Below are 18543 nucleotides of genomic sequence, written 5' to 3' on the forward strand. Positions count from 1 at the left end.
CAAGACCACACTTTTTGCTTTACTACTGACAACTGACCACTGACCACCGACTCAATACCACATATTTAATCTAATTTAGTATTTTTTAAAAGAAAACTAGGATACTAACTGCCGAATGTGTCAAGATTGTTATGACTTTAGAAATTAGTAACTGGAATAAATACCGACTATTTTAGTCGGGTATTTAAACAGTGAAAATACTATTAAAGGAGGAATCCTCTTTGTCTAGTCGCTATTTATTTACCTCTGAGTCAGTTACCGAAGGTCATCCAGATAAAATCTGCGATCAGATTTCTGATACGATTTTAGATGCCTTATTAACACAAGATTCCAGTAGTCGTGTTGCAGCTGAAGTTGTAGTTAATACTGGTTTAGTGCTAATTACTGGTGAAATTACCAGCAAAGCCAATGTGAATTATGTTAACCTTGCCCGCAAAAAAATAGCAGAAATCGGCTATAACGATGCGGATAATGGTTTTTCAGCCAACAGCGCTAGTATTCTGTTAGCTTTAGACGAACAATCACCTGATATTGCTCAAGGCGTTAATATCGCCCAAGAAACCCGCCAGCAAGATAGTGATGAACTATTTGACAAAATTGGCGCAGGTGATCAAGGTATCATGTTCGGCTTTGCTTGTAACGAAACATCAGAAATGATGCCTTTGCCCATCTGTCTTGCTCATCGCATTGCTCGTCGATTAGCAGCAGTCCGTAAAACAGGGGAACTATCCTACCTGCGCCCTGATGGCAAAACCCAAGTAACTATAGTCTACGAAGATGGTCGTCCCGTAGGCATTGATACTATCCTGATTTCCACTCAACATACAGCTAATATTGGGGAAATCACTGATGAAGCGGCAGTCCAAGCCAAGATTAAAGAAGACCTCTGGTCAGCAGTAGTTGAGCCTGTTTTTGGTGATATTGACATTAAGCCTGATCAACAGACACGTTTTTTAGTCAACCCCACCGGTAAATTTGTTGTTGGTGGCCCCCAAGGAGACTCTGGTCTTACAGGACGGAAAATAATCATTGATACCTACGGTGGTTATTCCCGGCATGGTGGCGGTGCTTTCTCCGGCAAAGACCCCACCAAAGTAGACCGTTCTGCTGCCTATGCTGCTCGTTATGTAGCCAAAAATATTGTTGCCGCAGGATTAGCAGAAAAATGTGAAGTTCAGTTAAGTTATGCCATTGGTGTAGCCCGACCAGTAAGCATTTTTCTGGATACATTCGGTACAGGCACAGTAGACGATGAGATCTTGCTGACATTAGTCAAAAAGAACTTTGAACTACGTCCTGCGGGAATTATCCATGCTTTCAACTTACGTAACCTACCAAGTGAACGAGGCGGACGTTTTTATCAGGACATCGCGGCTTACGGTCATTTTGGACGGAACGATTTAGATTTGCCGTGGGAACGTACCGACAAGGCGGAATTATTGAAACAGGAAGTTAACCTGTTACTTGCAGCAGCGATCGCCTAATAAGTAATTTAACTGTAATACTACTGGAACAACTTAAACTTTATAAATTCCAGTTGGGAAAAGGGCAACTCTTTGAGTTGTCCTTTTTGTTAATCGTAATGCCTACATCAACCAAGAATTGTTAAAGCAGTTTGTCATCAAATATCAGCTTTTTACATTTAGTTTAAGTACATTTGGCTACTTAATAAAGTAAAACTTACAGATCTAATTTTGCATAATTAATTAACACCTTGGTAACACTAAGAACATAGCTTTAGGAAACTACACAGCAATTTTATTGAGAAAATAAATAAATATTAGATACTGTATTCAAGCTTTTAGCTTTAAATTTGTGCAATCATATTTAGGAATGCGGTGTTATATCATACGTTTAACTTGTGAGCGTTTGTTGAAGTTACAAAATTTTTCTATCTACGTATATAGCTGATTTGTAGATACAATATAGTTTTTCAAAAGTTGCAAATTTTGAAAAAGTCTGACAAATTAGTGATAAAATCTGACAAGTTTAGTCTGTCTACCAGGAGTAGCTACTTAAATGTCCTTAGCAGTGGAGAATAGAAACACATTACTATAGATGTTCTATTGGATCCCTCATCGAAGGGTAGATCAAGATTAAAAGAGCAGTTTCACCGATATCTGAAATACTGCCTTGATGAATTCAGTATCAACACAGTAGCAAAAAAAGTATCTTTTTACTGTCCAAACGTATTTGCTGCTAAAAGAAGTAATTAGTGTTTGTCGACTACCTAAGGATTATGTAAACATTCATATCAAAGCTGCTCAAATTTCATGAATTCATGCAAATTATTTGACGAACAATTATTTGACATAAAAGAAAGACAGTTTCGGTGTGATTTATTAGTATAAATGATTCTACAAACGAGACTAGTGTGTTGATTTTTGCGGGAGGGCAAGGAGATTTGAGGGATGCAAACTCAAAAAAAGCCAATCCCTGTTGACAGCAGTTCAAACAGCAAAAAAGTGTCAGCCAAAGAGCCTTTGATAGACGAACTCCCGACCATAGAATTTCCCTCGCGAGGGAAACTCAAAGCTAGTTCCTGGCGCATACATCAAAAAATTGGCTATGGATACTTTGTGGCAATTGGAATTGGCTTTTTTGGCTCACTTACCGGTTTAGTAATCGCCAACTACTACCGGGGGCGAGAAATTAGGCAATTTAATCAAGCCCAAGAGCAAAGACAACTACTGAATAATTATAAAGATGCGGTAGTAGGGGCACAATTGTATAGCTCAAACTTAGTTGCTGTCTTAGGAGATGCACAGCAATTGCCACTTAAAAAAGCTCAATTTCTCAATAGTGTTGAAAAAGCCAAAAATTTAGAGCCAGAAATTGCTAGTTTTGTAAACAGTAAACCGAAAACATTAGCAGCAACAAGTGCTAATTTACAGGCTTTATTACAGGATTATGGAAATAACTTAAAATCTTACGTTGATCAAATAGAAGCTGTATTGCAAAAAATTGATTCTCAGCAATTGCAATCACAGGAAGTTTCATTAGTACGAGAGCAATTATTGCAAACAATGCGTGGTGAAACAGCCAAGCGATTAGATCAACTCTCACAAGATTTGACCAGAGTTTTGCAAACTGCGGAAAATCAAGAACAGAAAAGACAAAAAGATGTAGAGCAAGCCAAGGGAGTTGAGAGATTAATTGTGATGGTGAGTATGCTGGTGTCAGTAGCGATCGCTGCTGTCATAGCGTGGCGTACTAGTCGAGCGATCGCAGAACCAGTAATCACTGTAACTCAAGTAGCTGAACAAGTAGCTAGAAAATCTAATTTCGATTTGCGTGCGCCAGTTACTACTGAAGATGAAATTGGATTATTAGCTAAATCTCTCAATCGTCTGATTGAGCGCGTATCGGAACGCACTAAAGAACTAGAACAAGCTAAAGAATTAGCAGAAGCTGCTAGCAAAGCCAAAAGCGAATTTTTAGCCAACGTTAGCCATGAATTACGCACACCGCTGAACGCCGTAATTGGTTTAAGCCAACTTCTGCAAGACGACGCTACCGATTTAAGTTTATCGGGAGACTTTATTACTGACCTAGAAACAATTAATTCTGCTGGTAGACATTTACTGCAACTGATTAACGACATCCTCGACTTGTCGAAAATCGAAGCCGGAAAAATGACCCTCTATCCAGAGACATTTGAGATTGCGACGTTGATTAATAACCTTGTCCTCACAATTAAGCCAACCATAGAAAAAAATGGCAATGTTTTAGAAATAGATTGTGATGAGCAGTTGGGAACAATGTACGCAGATCAAACTAGAATGCAACAAGTCTTATTAAACCTACTGAGTAATGCCGCCAAATTTACCAACAACGGCAAGGTAACGTTGATAGTCAAGAGCGAAAAAGACAACTTTTTAGAAGATGCTCCTTTTGGTATCATCACTTTCACTGTCGGCGATACAGGTATTGGGATGTCTCCCAACCAACAGCAACAGTTGTTTCAACCCTTCACCCAAGGGGATACCTCGACTACGAAAAAGTATGGTGGTACTGGACTGGGATTAGCAATTAGCCGCCACTTTTGCCAGATGATGGGAGGTGAGATTTTTGTCGAAAGTCAGTTAGGAGTTGGGTCTACTTTTACTGTTCACCTACCACTAACTGTACAAGAATAAGCTGTTTTAAAGTGCGATCGCCGAAGGCTTAAGCTTCGCTTATCGCCAGATATATTCCCCCAGTTATGACACCATAGATTTAAGCTGCCAAACTTTCACAGGCTGTATATTATGGCCAATACTACGCTCACTATTCCCCAAAGCTTCAAAGTTAGTCAAGAGCAGTTTCAAGAACTCGCCCAAGTTAACCGTGATTTGAGGCTAGAAAGAACTGCTTCAGGAGAGTTAATTGTTATGCCTCCTACTGGTAGTGATACAGGTAATCGCAACTTAGATATTGAAGGGCAAATCTGGTTATGGAATCGTCAAACCAAGCTAGGTAAGGCATTTAACTCATCTACAGGGTTTCATTTACCTAATGGAGCCAATCGCTCACCTGATGCTGCTTGGATAAAATTAGAGCGATGGGAAATTTTGACACCCCAAGAGCAAGAAGGCTTTGCTCCTATTTGTCCTGACTTGGTTGTAGAACTGAAATCACCCTCAGACAACATCGAGACATTGCGGGCAAAAATGCGGGAATATATGGAAAATGGGGCTAAGTTGGGATGGTTAATTGACCGAAAAAACCGGAAGGTTGAGGTATACAGACCAGATCAAGATGTAGAAATATTAGATCATCCCACTACTTTGTCAGGAGAAAATGTATTGCCGGGATTTGTTTTAGACTTAACAGAGGTTTGGTGATTTTCGCAACGAATTAGAGCTACCTCATGAAATTAAACCGCATTACCAGCAATCCTCAGCGAATGAATGGACAGCCCTGCATTCGTAATCTTCGCCTTACTGTTCGTCGGGTAATTGAGTTACTAGCCACATATCCTAATCGAGAAGAACTCTATCAAGAGTTCCCAGAACTCGAAGATGAAGATATTCAGCAAGCCTTAATTTTTGAGATGCAAAAAGGTTATAGAAGACACTGCTAAAATACCAATTGACTAGCAGCGATCGCACTCCTCACACCCATGACCACAACCATTGACTTTCTCAGTCACCTTAACCCCAGCCAACGTCAAGCCGTTGAACATTACTGCGGCCCGTTGCTAGTTGTTGCTGGCGCAGGTTCTGGCAAAACACGAGCTTTGACTTATCGCATTGCTAACTTGATTCTCAAACACCGTGTTGACCCTGAAAATATCCTAGCGGTTACATTTACCAATAAAGCCGCACGGGAAATGAAAGAACGGATTCAGAAGCTATTTGCCGAACAATTGGCTATGAAAGAATACGGTCAACGTTTGGATTTGTTGACAGAATACCAACAAATGCAACTGCGATCGCAAGTTTATAAAACTACCATCAAAAACTTGTGGTGTGGAACTTTCCACAGTCTTTTTTCTCGCATCCTTCGTTTTGATATCGAAAAATATGCAGACGAAAAAGGGCGCAAATGGAATCGTAATTTTTCAATCTTTGACGAATCAGATGTCCAAACCGTAATTAAAGATATCGTCAACAAACAATTAAATTTAGACGATAAAAAATTTGATGCCCGTTCTGTACGCTACGCCATCAGCAACGCTAAAAACCAAGGCTTCTCACCCCAAGACTTAGAGCGCGAACAACCTAATTATCGCGGACGAGTGATTTCCCAAGTCTACAGTTGCTATCAGGATAGGTTAGCAGAAAACAATGCTCTAGATTTTGATGATCTCATTCTTATTCCTACTCGACTTTTCCAGCAAAACGAACAGGTACTAGGCTACTGGCATCGTAAATTTTGCCATATTCTTGTAGATGAATACCAAGATACTAACCGCACTCAGTACGACCTAATTCGTTTGTTAGTCACAAATGGCGAAGACAGAAAAAGCGAATGGGAATGGCGCAATCGCTCAGTTTTTGTCGTCGGTGACGCGGATCAATCTATTTACAGCTTTCGGATGGCAGACTTTACCATCTTGCTGGAATTTCAGAATGATTTTGGTGATGGTTTGCCAGATGAAGACACCCGTTCGATGGTGAAGCTAGAAGAAAATTATCGTTCCTGTGAAAACATTCTCCAAGCAGCCAACGAACTCATCGAAAATAACACCCAAAGAATTGATAAAGTCCTGAAACCTACACGAGGAGCAGGTGAACAAATTTATTGTCACAAAGCTGATAATGAACTAGAAGAAGCTGATTTTGTCATCAATCAAATTCAGACTTTAAAACACCAAAATCCAGAGTTAGATTGGGGCAGTTTTGCCATACTTTATCGTACCAACGCCCAATCTCGACCTTTTGAAGAATTGTTAGTGAGGAATCAAATTCCTTACACAGTTGTAGGAGGAATGAAGTTTTACGATCGCAAAGAAATTAAAGATGTTATTGCTTATTTAAGAGCGATCGCTAACCCATCTGATACCGTCAGTTTATTACGAGTGATCAACACTCCCCGGCGCGGTATTGGCAGAACCACCATTGATGCTTTGGTTAATGCTTCTCAACAACTAGGTACAACACTGTGGGAAATACTCAGTGATGAAACCTCAGTTAATACATTAGCTGGACGGGCAACAAAAGGCGTAAATAACTTTGCTGCCATGATTAATCGTTGGCAAGAACAAATCGCCACAATTCCAGTTACTGAGATGCTGCAAGGAATATTAGAAGACTCTGGTTACGTCCAAGATTTGATGAATCAAGGCACAGATGAAGCTACAGATAGGGTACAAAACGTTCAGGAACTTTATAACGCCGCTTTGCAATTTCAAGAAGAAAACGAAGATGTTACCTTGCAAGCCTTTCTACAAAGTACCGCCCTCAGTTCTGATTTAGATAACTTGAAAGAAGGACAAACCGCAGTCTCTTTAATGACTTTGCACTCTTCCAAGGGTTTGGAATTTCCCGTGGTCTTTTTAGTGGGTTTAGAACAAGGGCTATTTCCTGGCTACCGTTCGCTGAGTGATCCTGCATCTTTAGAAGAAGAACGCCGCCTATGTTATGTAGGAATTACTCGCGCCCAAGAACGGTTATATTTGTCCTTTGCTCGCGAACGCCGTTTGTATGGTTCTCGTGAACCCGCCATGCGATCGCAATTTTTAGATGAATTACCCGAAGAATTATTAGCTCAACAACGCAAGAGCTATCAAACTTATACAAAAAGCGCTTCAGCAACTCGTGGACAGCAACAGACAAAACAAAATTGGCATGTGGGCGATCGGGTATTACATAAAACATTTGGTATTGGTGAAATAACCCATGTTTTTGGAGAAGGTAATAAAGTTTCTGTGGCGATTAAGTTCTCTAGCCTGGGGCAGAAAATCGTTGACCCTAGAGTAGCGCAGTTACAAAAAGTGGATTAAGAGACCTAACTCTACACAATGATTGATCTATGATGAAAGTTAGACTGGCTCAATATCAAGTTGGATTGGATATTACGTTTATTCATTAGTATTTTAGTTTTTTATAAGCGGTTCTAAAAACTGCATTCTCGCCATGCAATCCTTGCTATTTAAAAACTTGAAACTCACGATTCCAACAGCTTTAATATTCACAGTTTTTGGATACACTGTTAGTCTACCGATGAGTTTTTATGTCGATGCCTATGCAGTAAAATGAGGTAATTGATTAAAAATAGATTGCCATCACAATTTCTGATAACGGTCTAGGAATGAATGAACAAGTACGCTCAAAATTATTTGATCCCTTGTTCACAACAAAACCAGGGCAAACGCATCTAAAGTATAAGAATCCTTTAATAACAAGGGTTTCGGCGTTTTAAATTTAGCCTAATTTTTAGTCAAGATCCTTATCCAGCAAGGATTTCAGAAATCCCGTGCATTCGCCCTGACAACAAAACCTGTAGGTAAAGGTACTGAATTAGGACTATTTGTCAGCTATCAAATTATAGTTGAAAAACATAAAGGAAAAATTAGCTGTTTTTCTACACCGGGGAAAGGTACAGAATTTATAGTTAAAATGCCTCTGAGTTTAGTTGATTGAAAACATGATCACACTTCCGCGTTAGTGTTGATGGTGGTGCGATAAAATTTTATTATTTATTACTTAGTAATAAATAAAACTGATACTCCATATTTTATAAATGCAGTATCAGAAGTAATTATAACCATCTTTTCTAACATAGCTTGTGCTATTAAAAGTCTATCAAAAGGGTCTTTATGATATTCAGGTAGCGATGCTGCTTTAACAGCATGGTATTCTGTAATTGATAAAAAACTCAACTGAGTATTGATAATAGCCTGTAATAAATTTTCTGGAGTCTTAAGTTGTCCTTTTTTTCTTTTTATTTCTATTTCCCAAACGCTAGCAGCACTAACAAACACATTATTTGAAGAATCAGAAATTTGCTGACGAGCTTCAGGCGAAAGATAAGGGTTATCTTCAAGTGACCATATTAAAGCACAACTATCAAGCAATAATTCCATTACTCTTCTATACCAAACTCAGAATAAATATCGCTTGATGTTTTATAAAAATCTTCTGATATTTCTATTTGTCCTTTCCAAATACCTAAAGGCCTAGAAGGCTTTTTAGCAGGTTCAGTGATTTTCATTTCCTCATCTAGAGTTCCAGTAGTTACAGGTGAACTAAGTGTATGAGCGAACTCTATTCCTCCTAAGGATTGAGCAAAAGTTTTTTTATAAACTTTACTAGAAGTTACTTCCGAAGTCTTCACATCGGTTGTCGGTTCAAGTGCAATCCACTTTATATTTTTTGTTCTAATAATAGATTCAATTTCTGCTTTTAATAATTGTAAATCCGCAAGGTTTAAAGAAGGTAGTGTAGACGATATTGAACGTACTTTTTCGCTAGTATACATAATGTTATTAGTTATAAATATGAACTATTGAGGTGAAGAAGCAAAATTTTTGATTTAGAGGATTATTTGGTGCTAGTTGTATAAGTACTGTGGCTAATAGCTATTCAAAATAGCTATTAGCCATTAGTCAAAGTCTAGTCTATAATCCCTCTGATTGCTCAGGAGCGATCGCACTGACTTGAGTGGTCTTAACCAATGTTGCTTCCAACATTGGAGTATGAGAAATAGAGTTATTCGCCAGTGTAAACAGTGGATTTGACAAAACCCCTGCTATGGTAGTGGCAATCAAAGTCATTACTAGCCCCACTTGCAAAGGTCTCAGTCCAGGTAAATCCCAACGCACTTCGGGGTAGTTCTTCACCACATCGGACATTTCTTGGGGTTCTTTGACTACCATCATCTTGACTACGCGGATGTAGTAGTAAATGGAGACGACGCTGGTAACTAAGCCCAACAAAACTAACCAGTAAAGACCAGCTTGCCAACCAGCCCAAAACAAGTAAATCTTCCCGAAAAATCCAGCCAATGGTGGAATACCGCCTAAAGAAAGTAGGGAGATACTCAAACCCAATGTCAATAATGGGTCTTTTTGGTACAAACCAGAATATTCAGCTATCTGGTCGGTTCCTGTCCGCAGAGAGAACAGAATTATGCAGGTAAAGCCGCATAGGTTCATGAACAGGTAAACCAGTAAGTAAAAGATCATGCTGGCATAACCCGCCTGAGTCCCAGCAATCATGCCAATCATCACAAATCCAGCTTGAGCAATGGATGAATAAGCTAACATCCGTTTCATGCTGGTTTGGGCGAGGGCCACTACGTTACCCAAAATCATGCTGAGAACAGCTAGGGCGGTGAAGACAAATTTCCACTCTTCAGCCACCAGAGGAAAGGCTGTTGTCAGTAAACGGATAGCTAAGGCAAACCCAGCTGCTTTGGAACCAACAGATAAAAAGGCAATCACTGGGGTGGGAGCGCCTTCGTAAACGTCTGGTGTCCATTGGTGGAAAGGTGCAGCAGAAATTTTAAAGCCAATACCTGCAATTACAAACACTAGAGCAATCACTAAACCCAAGGATTGACCAGCGTTAGCATTGGCAATGCCATTGGCTATAGCACCTAGTTCTGTCTGTCCACCCGATAGACCATACAGTAGTGATACGCCGTACAAAAATACTGCTGTACTGGAAGCTCCAATTAACAGGTATTTGAGCGCCGCTTCATTAGAACGGGGGTCACGCTTGGTATAACCTGTTAGCAAATAAGAGGAGATACTCAGGGTTTCTAGGGAGATGAAAATCATCACCAACTCACTAGCCCCGGATAAAAACATTCCTCCTAAGGTTGCACTCAACAAAATAGCGATGAATTCGGCTAAAGCAGTACCACTCTGCTCAATGTAGCGAATTGACATCAATATAGTGACAGCGGCAGACAAAGCTATAATACCGCGAAAAACGATACTGAGGTCATCACCATTAAAACTACCGGTAAAGGAAATGGGATTAGTTGTATCCCATTGAAAATATAGGGCGACAGTCGCAGCCAGTAAACCTGCGATCGCTAGATATGCAATCCAGCGTGAAGACGTGCGCCCCAAAATCAAATCAACAATCAAAACCCCCAAGAGGGTGATAATTACAATCCCCTCTGGCAAAATCGTTCCAGTATTTAACTGGGATGCAAGATTAGCAAAATCCATGAGATATATAGGTTTTGGCGATTAGACATTAAGGCTAGCTGAGTTTATTCTATCTATTGTTATTGTCCAAAGTTGCATTAACCTTTTTATCTTATGATATGGACGAGTCCATAGCTGAAAGCTTTTTATAAGAAGCGTAGTAGCTTTTTTTTCACATCGGCTTACTATCCAAACCATCAGATTAAATTATGTTGAAGTATCGCATTTGTGTTTTGGCTCAAAGAAATTTTTCAACACAAATTTAATAATTTAACAAATAAGCAGCCCAGTTATCTACTGAACTGCTGGTTTTGGGATTATTTTTAATTGGTAAATGATCTTAAGGCTTAATAGTCTCGTGAGTATCCACCACTATTTTTTCCCCAGTTGCCACCGCCAGAGCGAGTACTTTTCTCCTCCCGTGGTCTAGCTTTATTAACTTTCATTACACGCCCCATCCATTCGGCACCATCTAGAGCCTCAATGGCAGCATCTTCTGCGGCTGATGATTCCATTTCTACGAAACCAAAGCCTCGTGCGCGTCCCGTTTCCCTATCTGTGGGTAGTTGAACGCGCTTTACAGTCCCGTAATCAGAAAATACTTTCGTGAGGTCGTCTTGTGTGACGGTGTAGGATAGGTTCCCTACGTAGATTGACATGAAACTCTCCAGAATCCATTTATGCAGAGATGCTCATCGGTCGAGCCGTTTGCAATTATTACTAACAACAAGATTCGTACCGCCGAAGTCACTTCTCCAGGATTATGCTAGCACAACTTCTATCTAGTAAAAACTGAATATCTACCTTTATCTAGATGTGTGATTAGATGCATTGTATTCAACTATGGTTACTATTTTGTTTGTTGATTACTCTATCAAAAAATCAGGTTTGCACAGCAAATTCCTCTGGATCAATTCCCCAATTTACCCAGCGAATTGCTTCACGCGCTGACTTAATTTCAGGCGGAACTCGTAGGAAATGAATAAAATTTGTGCTGGGACAAGTCATCTTTAATAAATAAATTGGCTCCTCATCAATCTCTACATCTATTTTTAATAATGTGTATTCATGCCAATTATTTAATTCAATTGCTTTTAATTCTTGGCAAATTCGAGCATAACCAATACCCTGAATTAATACTCGTCGTAGTTCAGTATTTTTTTCTGTGAGTAATCAACTAGCTGAACATTGCAAAGGAAGAAAGTAAAACAAACTCTAACAACAGCTTGGAAACTGTTCACTAAAATTATTTAGCTTCTTTGTCTATCTTGGCTCGGATTGCAGCAGCTTTAAATCAAAAGATAGAAATTAAAATGTCACCCCTTCAGTGAAGTTGCTGTGCAAACCCAACAAATCAGGTTTGCACAGCAAAATCTTCTGGATCAATTCCCCAATTTACCCAGCGAATCGCTTCACGCGCTGACTTAATTTCAGGTGGAACTCGTAGTGTATGAATAAAATTTGTGCTGGGACAAGTCATTTTTAATAAATAAATTGGCTCCTCATCAACCTCTGCATCTATTTTTAATAATGTGTATTCATGCCAATTATTTAATTCCATTGCTTTTAATTCTTGGCAAATTCGAGCATAACCAATACCCTGAATTAATATTCGCCGCAGTTCAGCATTTTTTTCTGTGAGTAACCAAGTAGCTGACCATTGCTGTGGTTGGATTTTACCGTACTTTTCAGGTAAGGTTACACCATGATAAGAGTACAGGCTATAACCATCAGTAAATTCAATGGCGGGTTCACCTTCAGCATGGAGGCGATTTTGATGATCGAAGCGTAAGTGAAGCGGGCGATCGCAGACAATACAAATTTTTTCGTAAGGCAGAATCCAGCTACAATATTCTAATAACGATTTTAATGCTTGCCATTTAATTGGGTTGTAATAGCAGTTTAAAGCCGAAATATAGAAGTCTAAAAAACTGCACGCACCTGAATATAACTGGGCTTTAAACCAAGGATTACGAAGATTAGTTTTAACTTGAAGCTGAAGTTTTAATTCACTTCTTAATACATCTTCTAGCGTAGTTAAATCTGGTGATATGAAAGTAAGTATTTGGTTGCTAATCTGGCTATCTAGTTGATATGCTAGTTGGCTACGTAATTCATTTGTAAATTGGTACAACAACTGGTTGTGAAATTCGGTGTTCAATCGGTACTTGAGTTGCCTCTGAATTACAATTTTTAAACCAGCATAAGGACTATCACAAAAAATAATTTCAGGTGATTGTTTATGAATTGCGTTATACCCAGCCTTCACCGCTTCTGCTGCTTTCTCCCTATCAATTCGCTCAGTAGAAAGCGCGATCGCTCTCCACTTCTCCCGATAAACTGGAATCAAAGCTTCTTGCTCAGGCGTAAGCTTATCAATCAGCGACATACCGCCAACCTTCCGGCTCATATTCCCGCTGAATTTTCACCATCCAATGACCTTGGGGAATAGAAATAGCTTGATGTTCTTCATGAGCAAGCAACGCACTTGCTGAAAACACACGTAGATAAAAAGTGCCATCTTGCTCAGATAATTCGGCTTTTCCCTCAGAAATACGATGTTTATGCCCTGTAACTTCGCTTTCTGCCAAAATTAAATGATGTATCTTTTGTCCCGTAACTTCTTGTACAGGCAGTAATATAACATCACCTTGACGAATTGCTTGCATAGTTTAGCCTCCCAAAAATAGGTATAAACCTCACTTCGCTTTTGCTCTTAAGTCTGATTTAATTTTGGCACAACCTCTTTGGGAAATGGAAAGATGAAAAGATGCGGGAGAGAGGAATTTAGAATTGTTTATGTCCTTCACTTCTCAAGCAGAGACCGTATCCCTCCATTACACTTCAGGGGGTATTTTGAAAACTTTAGTCGCCAATTTGCCTGAGATAAGTTAAAGATTGAAATAGCTGGAAATTCACAACCCAGCATTCCTCTGCTCTATCCTCTGGGAAGAACTGCGCCTAAAGTAAGGGCGGATTTTCTACTCTAACAGGCAGTTTGTGTGAGGATGAAATCACAACCTAAGCGTGACTAAAAAAAGATGAAGAATGAAAAAAGAAAGCAAAGCTTCAAGACAGGGTGAATAATTTTTTAATTGATCCCAGCCTGTGGCCAGCCCCCAAAGGGGATCTACGTACTTCTGACTTCACTTTTTAGTTGACGTTTTATCTTGACATTTCGCCGAAATTACCTCAACTTGACTGTTTAGCTGAGCAGCTACTCTTTTTCTTGAAATTTCCATGTCAACTCTCGTCATCGTCGAATCTCCGACTAAAGCTCGTACCATTCGTAACTACCTGCCAAAAGGCTATCGGGTGGAAGCATCTATGGGTCATGTGCGTGACCTACCCCAGTCGGCTAGTGAAATTCCCGCTGCTGTCAAAGCAGAAAAATGGGCGCAACTGGGGGTAAATGTGGATGCCGACTTTGAACCGGTGTATGTTGTCCCCAAAGACAAAAAGAAAATTGTCACCCAGCTCAAAGATGCGCTCAAAGATGTAGATGAATTGATTTTAGCAACGGACGAAGACCGGGAAGGTGAAAGCATTAGTTGGCATTTATACCAATTGCTGAAGCCAAAAGTCCCAACAAAGCGGATGGTGTTTCATGAAATTACCCAAGAAGCCATCAAAAAAGCTTTGAAAAATTGCCGTGATATCGATGAGCAACTAGTTCGTGCCCAAGAAACACGACGAATTTTAGATCGATTAGTTGGCTATACTTTGTCTCCTTTGTTATGGAAAAAAATCGCCTGGGGATTATCTGCTGGAAGGGTGCAATCTGTAGCTGTACGACTTTTAGTTAATCGGGAACGTCAGCGCCGCGCCTTCCGTGAAGGTACATACTGGGATTTAAAAGCTTATTTAGAGCAAGAAAAAAGTCCCTTTACTTCCCAATTAGTGACCCTAGCAGGCACAAAAGTCGCAACTGGTAGCGATTTCGATGCCGCAACTGGTCAAATAGTGGCTGGTCGCAATGTCGTGTTGCTTTCAGAAGAAGATGCAGTCACTCTCAAGGAACGCCTGACGGGTAAACCCTGGAGTGTCAAAGATGTAGAAGAACGTCCAGTGACGCGCAAACCTGCGCCACCGTTTACGACTTCGACCTTGCAACAAGAATCTAACCGGAAACTGCGCCTCTCAGCTAGAGACACAATGCGGATTGCTCAAAATTTGTACGAGCAAGGGTACATAACCTATATGCGTACAGATTCTGTACATTTATCAGATCAGGCGATCGCAGCTGCTCGTAGCTGTGTAGAACAACTGTATGGCCAAAACTATCTCAGCCCCCAACCTAGGCAATACACCACCAAATCTAAAGGCGCACAAGAGGCACACGAAGCCATTCGTCCAGCAGGTAGTACCTTCCGCACCCCCCAAGAAACTGGCTTGGGCGGTCGAGAATTTGCTGTTTATGACTTGATTTGGAAGCGTACTGTCGCCTGCCAAATGGCCGACTCTCGGCAAACCCAAATTAGCGTACAGCTGCAAGTTGAAGATGCAGGTTTTCGTTCTTCTGGTAAGCGCATTGACTTTCCGGGATACTTACGCGCTTACGTCGAAGGTTCAGATGACCCAGAAGCGGCATTAGAAGACCAAGAAGTCATATTGCCGAGCATGAAAGTAGGCGATCGCCCCAATTGTACAAACTTAGAAGCTGTTGGTCACGAAACCCAACCACCAGCCCGGTACACCGAAGCTACTTTGGTCAAAACTTTAGAAAGTGAAGGCATTGGTCGTCCTAGCACCTACGCCAGTATCATCGGCACAATTATCGACAAGGGTTATGCCCATTTGGTGAGTAATGCTCTCATTCCCACCTTCACCGCCTTTGCTGTCACTGATCTACTAGAAAAACATTTTCCTGATGTTGTAGACCCTAGTTTCACCTCCAAAATGGAGCAAACCCTGGATGATATTGCCGATGGTGAAGCTGAATGGCTACCATACTTACGGAAATTTTATCTGGGAGACAAAGGTTTAGAAACTCTGGTTAGAGAACAAGAAAGTCAAATTGATGCCACTAAAGCCAGAACCGTAGAACTAGAAAATTTAGAAGCTAAAGTCCGAATTGGTAAATATGGCCCTTATATTGAAGTTACAAATGGTGAAGGGGTAATCACCGCTTCTATTCCCAAAGATCTCACACCAGCTGACCTTGATCCCAAACAGGTAGAAGTATTACTAAGGCAAAAAACTACAGGGCCTGACCAAGTAGGTCGCCATCCGGAAACTGGTGAACCAATTTATGTGAAAATTGGCGCTTATGGGCCTTATGTTCAATTGGGTGATAAATCCGACGAAAACCCTAAACCCAAACAAGCTTCCCTGCCTAAAGGTGTCACCCCAGAAAACATCACATTGGATATGGCTGTTGGACTGTTGGCACTACCCCGGACATTGGGAGTCCACCCAGTCACTGGCAACAAAATCCAAGCCAGTTTAGGACGCTTTGGCCCTTATGTTGTTCATGACCAAGGAAAGGAAGGAAAAGATTACCGTTCCTTGAAAGCTAGTGATAACGTCCTTACTGTTTCTCTAGAACGGGCTTTGGAATTATTATCCGAACCCAAAAAGGGGCGTAATACTAATAGCAAGTCAAAAGCTGCCCTAAAAGAATTAGGCGCACATCCTGAAGACGGTACACCAATAAACATTTATGATGGCCCCTATGGCCCTTACATCAAACATGAAAAAACAAATGTCAGTATTCCAGAAGGTCAATCGGTAGAAGACGTAACCCTATCTACTGCACTGGAGTTGCTGGCGACCAAAGCATCAACAACAAAATCCAGTCGCAAAACAAGTAAATCCACAAGTTCTAGATCCAAGTCAACTGCTAAGTCATCAACAACTGCTGCCAGAAAAAAAGATGCACAAGGTTAACTAGAGTCAAGAGTCAAGAGGAAGAGTATTTTGACTCTTGACTGTTGATTCAAAATGCCCTTCCTTTTGAAGATGCGGTCTTATAGGCTGCTCATGTGATACTCTAAAAAGTAAGGGAGATCACAACACCAAATTTTTAGAAATAGCTCATGTCTAAAAAAGGATAGTGTGTATCATCCCAATTGCAAGCTAGAGGTGCAAAAGCACGCCAGTTGTTGCGTAGCTGTGAATCGAGATTTGAGTTAGTATCTCAGGAGCGCTCAGTTCAATGGATTATATAGAAAAGGTACTGGAAAAGCTGAAGGAATTGGCACGTAAGCTGATTGAGTCCCTGTTAGGGCCAGAAGCTGAGCCGGAACCGGAACTAATTCCGATTCCTGTGAATGAGCGTTCGCGTCGTCGCTAATAGCTTAAAGGTACTAAACTTGACGTTGCAACCTTTAAGCCTTTTGGTGCTGCATGGGCCAAACTTAAATTTGCTAGGACAACGAGAGCCAGGAATCTATGGTTCTCTGACTCTAGCTGAAATTGATCGCCTGTTAGAAGCCGCAGCACTAAAATTACAGGCGAAAACTTTTCCCTTGCAGTCAAACCATGAAGGGGTTTTAGTAGATACTATTCATGGAGCAATAGGGAAATATCAAGGAATTTTGATTAACGCTGGGGCTTACACTCATACTAGTGTGGCATTGCGGGATGCGATCGCCGCTGTTAATCTGCCCACAGTAGAAGTTCATCTCAGCAATATCTACCGCCGGGAGGAATTCCGCCATCATTCTTACATAGCTCCAGTAGCAATTGGGCAAATTAGTGGCTTTGGTTCTCAGAGTTACCTATTAGGCTTACAAGCATTGGTACATCATTTAAGAAAGGATGAATTATAAAGGCTGGAGAGTTAATCTTGTGTTATGGAAGACGCTAGGTAAGCACACTTTATCCTTGATGTATGCGCTACTCACTTGTAAGTCGGTTTAGAGGTACTTTACTCGGAGTATTACTGGGGCAAACTTTAACACAGCGTTATCAACAACAGTCTCAAATTTTTACTGATGTAGGTAAAATCGCCGTCCTCGGTGCTGAAAGTTTGGTTGCACTGGGTAAATTAGATTTAGATGATTGGCTAAAACGGCAGTTACAAAAATCTCCTCATTTAGATACAACTGTTGGTATTTCAACACAAGTAATACTTGCCACAATACCAGTGGCACTTTTTTTTCACGAAAATAAAATTAAACTACGACAAAATTTGTTACATGTGTTGGAGATTTGGGAGGATGATCCCATCGTTCGGGATGTAACCTTAGCATTAGGGTATGCGATCGCTCAATCCCTCTTGGAACAAATCGAACCCCGAACCCTCATCCCCCAAACAATTTCTTTTATCGGAGAAACAGAGACCTCGATACCACAACAATTATTAAAAGTTAATGAATTGTTAAAACAAGGAGCTGCATTAGAAAAGGTACAAGCTGAATTAAGTAGAGAAGAAGAATGGAGTCATATTATTGGTATGGCATTTTACTGCTTTCTCAGTACTTTGGAAGACTTTGGGCTGACAGTTTTAAGGGCTATTGGCAATGGCGATATTTGGAAACAAGATTCTTGGTATTTACGCTCACAAACTATAGGTGCAATTACTGGAGCTTTATCAGGAGCTTATAACAGTACTGTGGGTATTCCTGTTAAGTGGCAGATTTGGCTTTCACCATGCGGGGAAATGACCAACTTTTCTCAAATGCTAGAATTGGCTGATGCACTTGTAGCTGTGTGGTCAGGAGTGTATGGTCTAGACCCAAATGCTCATAAAATTCAGGAGGAAGGAAGTATCATGTCTGACGAAGAGGCTAATCTTTGTGTCTATGCGGCTCCTCGCGTCATCCGGTCGCGTTAATGTTTTCAACAGTGCAGGTATTTTGCGTCCGATAACACAAATCCAATCACTTATCATTAAAAATCATAATTTTTTCTACTACAATTTAATTTCACTATCACTCCTCAACCACTTCCCACCGCTGAGGTTCCTAATCATGTCCACTACTATTGGAACTTTTCTTAAGATTGTCTTG

At 40.5% G+C, this 18543-nt stretch carries 15 protein-coding genes and 2 pseudogenes; 10 read left to right on the plus strand and 7 right to left on the minus strand.

Annotated features, from left to right (window positions below; genetic code table 11):
• The first annotated feature begins 221 nt into the window (after positions 1 to 221).
• The 6 genes and pseudogenes from metK to I8751_RS24920 all read left to right on the plus strand — a co-directional run.
• The gene (gene metK / locus I8751_RS24895; protein WP_214441769.1) at positions 222 to 1484 is read left to right on the plus strand and encodes a methionine adenosyltransferase; all 1263 of its coding nucleotides are present in this window, start codon (positions 222 to 224) and stop codon (positions 1482 to 1484) included.
• Between the two features lie 927 nt (positions 1485 to 2411).
• On the plus strand, positions 2412 to 4139 hold the full coding sequence (locus tag I8751_RS24900) for a sensor histidine kinase (protein ID WP_214441770.1): 1728 nt from the start codon (positions 2412 to 2414) through the stop codon (positions 4137 to 4139).
• Positions 4140 to 4250: 111 nt separating this feature from the next.
• Entirely contained in the window at positions 4251 to 4826 is a 576-nt protein-coding gene (locus I8751_RS24905; protein WP_214441771.1) for a Uma2 family endonuclease, read from the plus strand.
• 26 nt (positions 4827 to 4852) lie between these two features.
• Positions 4853 to 5065 carry a DUF433 domain-containing protein gene (locus tag I8751_RS24910; RefSeq protein ID WP_214441772.1) on the plus strand — a complete coding sequence of 71 codons (213 nt, stop codon included), beginning with the start codon at positions 4853 to 4855 and terminating at the stop codon, positions 5063 to 5065.
• A gap of 39 nt (positions 5066 to 5104) precedes the next feature.
• Positions 5105 to 7429 (plus strand): DNA helicase PcrA, encoded by a 2325-nt coding sequence (gene pcrA, locus I8751_RS24915; RefSeq protein WP_214441773.1) that lies wholly within the window; start codon positions 5105 to 5107, stop codon positions 7427 to 7429.
• A 487-nt stretch (positions 7430 to 7916) separates the two neighbouring features.
• Positions 7917 to 8069 (plus strand): annotated as a pseudogene (locus I8751_RS24920) (ATP-binding protein); the annotation flags it as partial.
• A gap of 59 nt (positions 8070 to 8128) precedes the next feature.
• On the opposite strand, the gene I8751_RS24925 reads toward I8751_RS24920, so the two are convergent.
• The 7 genes and pseudogenes from I8751_RS24925 to I8751_RS24950 form a co-directional block, all read right to left on the minus strand.
• Positions 8129 to 8512, minus strand: coding sequence for a type II toxin-antitoxin system VapC family toxin (locus tag I8751_RS24925; RefSeq protein ID WP_214441774.1), 384 nt, complete (start codon positions 8510 to 8512; stop codon positions 8129 to 8131).
• On the minus strand, positions 8512 to 8907 hold the full coding sequence (locus tag I8751_RS24930) for a hypothetical protein (protein ID WP_214441775.1): 396 nt from the start codon (positions 8905 to 8907) through the stop codon (positions 8512 to 8514). The genes I8751_RS24925 and I8751_RS24930 overlap by 1 nt, the downstream gene beginning before the upstream one ends.
• A 139-nt stretch (positions 8908 to 9046) precedes the next feature.
• Positions 9047 to 10609 carry an NAD(P)H-quinone oxidoreductase subunit N gene (locus I8751_RS24935; protein ID WP_214441776.1) on the minus strand — a complete coding sequence of 521 codons (1563 nt, stop codon included), beginning with the start codon at positions 10607 to 10609 and terminating at the stop codon, positions 9047 to 9049.
• Between the two features lie 326 nt (positions 10610 to 10935).
• Positions 10936 to 11247: an RNA recognition motif domain-containing protein gene (locus tag I8751_RS24940; protein WP_214441777.1), complete on the minus strand. Its 312-nt coding sequence runs from the start codon at positions 11245 to 11247 to the stop codon at positions 10936 to 10938.
• A gap of 223 nt (positions 11248 to 11470) precedes the next feature.
• Positions 11471 to 11761 (minus strand): annotated as a pseudogene (locus I8751_RS29880) (DUF6745 domain-containing protein); the annotation flags it as partial.
• Between the two features lie 181 nt (positions 11762 to 11942).
• A complete protein-coding gene (locus tag I8751_RS24945) occupies positions 11943 to 12998 on the minus strand; it encodes a DUF6745 domain-containing protein (protein WP_225894395.1) in 1056 nt (351 codons plus the stop codon).
• Complete coding sequence (locus I8751_RS24950) at positions 12964 to 13257, minus strand: hypothetical protein (RefSeq protein WP_214441778.1); 294 nt, start codon at positions 13255 to 13257, stop codon at positions 12964 to 12966. The genes I8751_RS24945 and I8751_RS24950 overlap by 35 nt, the downstream gene beginning before the upstream one ends.
• A gap of 571 nt (positions 13258 to 13828) precedes the next feature.
• Here I8751_RS24950 and topA point away from each other — a divergent pair.
• The 4 genes from topA to I8751_RS24970 all read left to right on the plus strand — a co-directional run bounded on the left by topA (position 13829) and on the right by I8751_RS24970 (position 18368).
• Positions 13829 to 16477: a type I DNA topoisomerase gene (gene topA, locus I8751_RS24955; RefSeq protein WP_214441779.1), complete on the plus strand. Its 2649-nt coding sequence runs from the start codon at positions 13829 to 13831 to the stop codon at positions 16475 to 16477.
• Between the two features lie 268 nt (positions 16478 to 16745).
• On the plus strand, positions 16746 to 16883 hold the full coding sequence (locus tag I8751_RS24960; RefSeq protein ID WP_193198416.1) for a hypothetical protein: 138 nt from the start codon (positions 16746 to 16748) through the stop codon (positions 16881 to 16883).
• Positions 16861 to 17361: a type II 3-dehydroquinate dehydratase gene (aroQ, locus tag I8751_RS24965; protein ID WP_214441780.1), complete on the plus strand. Its 501-nt coding sequence runs from the start codon at positions 16861 to 16863 to the stop codon at positions 17359 to 17361. The genes I8751_RS24960 and aroQ overlap by 23 nt, the downstream gene beginning before the upstream one ends.
• A gap of 62 nt (positions 17362 to 17423) precedes the next feature.
• Positions 17424 to 18368: an ADP-ribosylglycohydrolase family protein gene (locus tag I8751_RS24970; RefSeq protein ID WP_214441781.1), complete on the plus strand. Its 945-nt coding sequence runs from the start codon at positions 17424 to 17426 to the stop codon at positions 18366 to 18368.
• The last annotated feature ends 175 nt before the right edge of the window (positions 18369 to 18543 follow it).

This window comes from Atlanticothrix silvestris CENA357, assembly GCF_016056295.1.
Lineage (GTDB): Bacteria > Cyanobacteriota > Cyanobacteriia > Cyanobacteriales > Nostocaceae > Atlanticothrix > Atlanticothrix silvestris.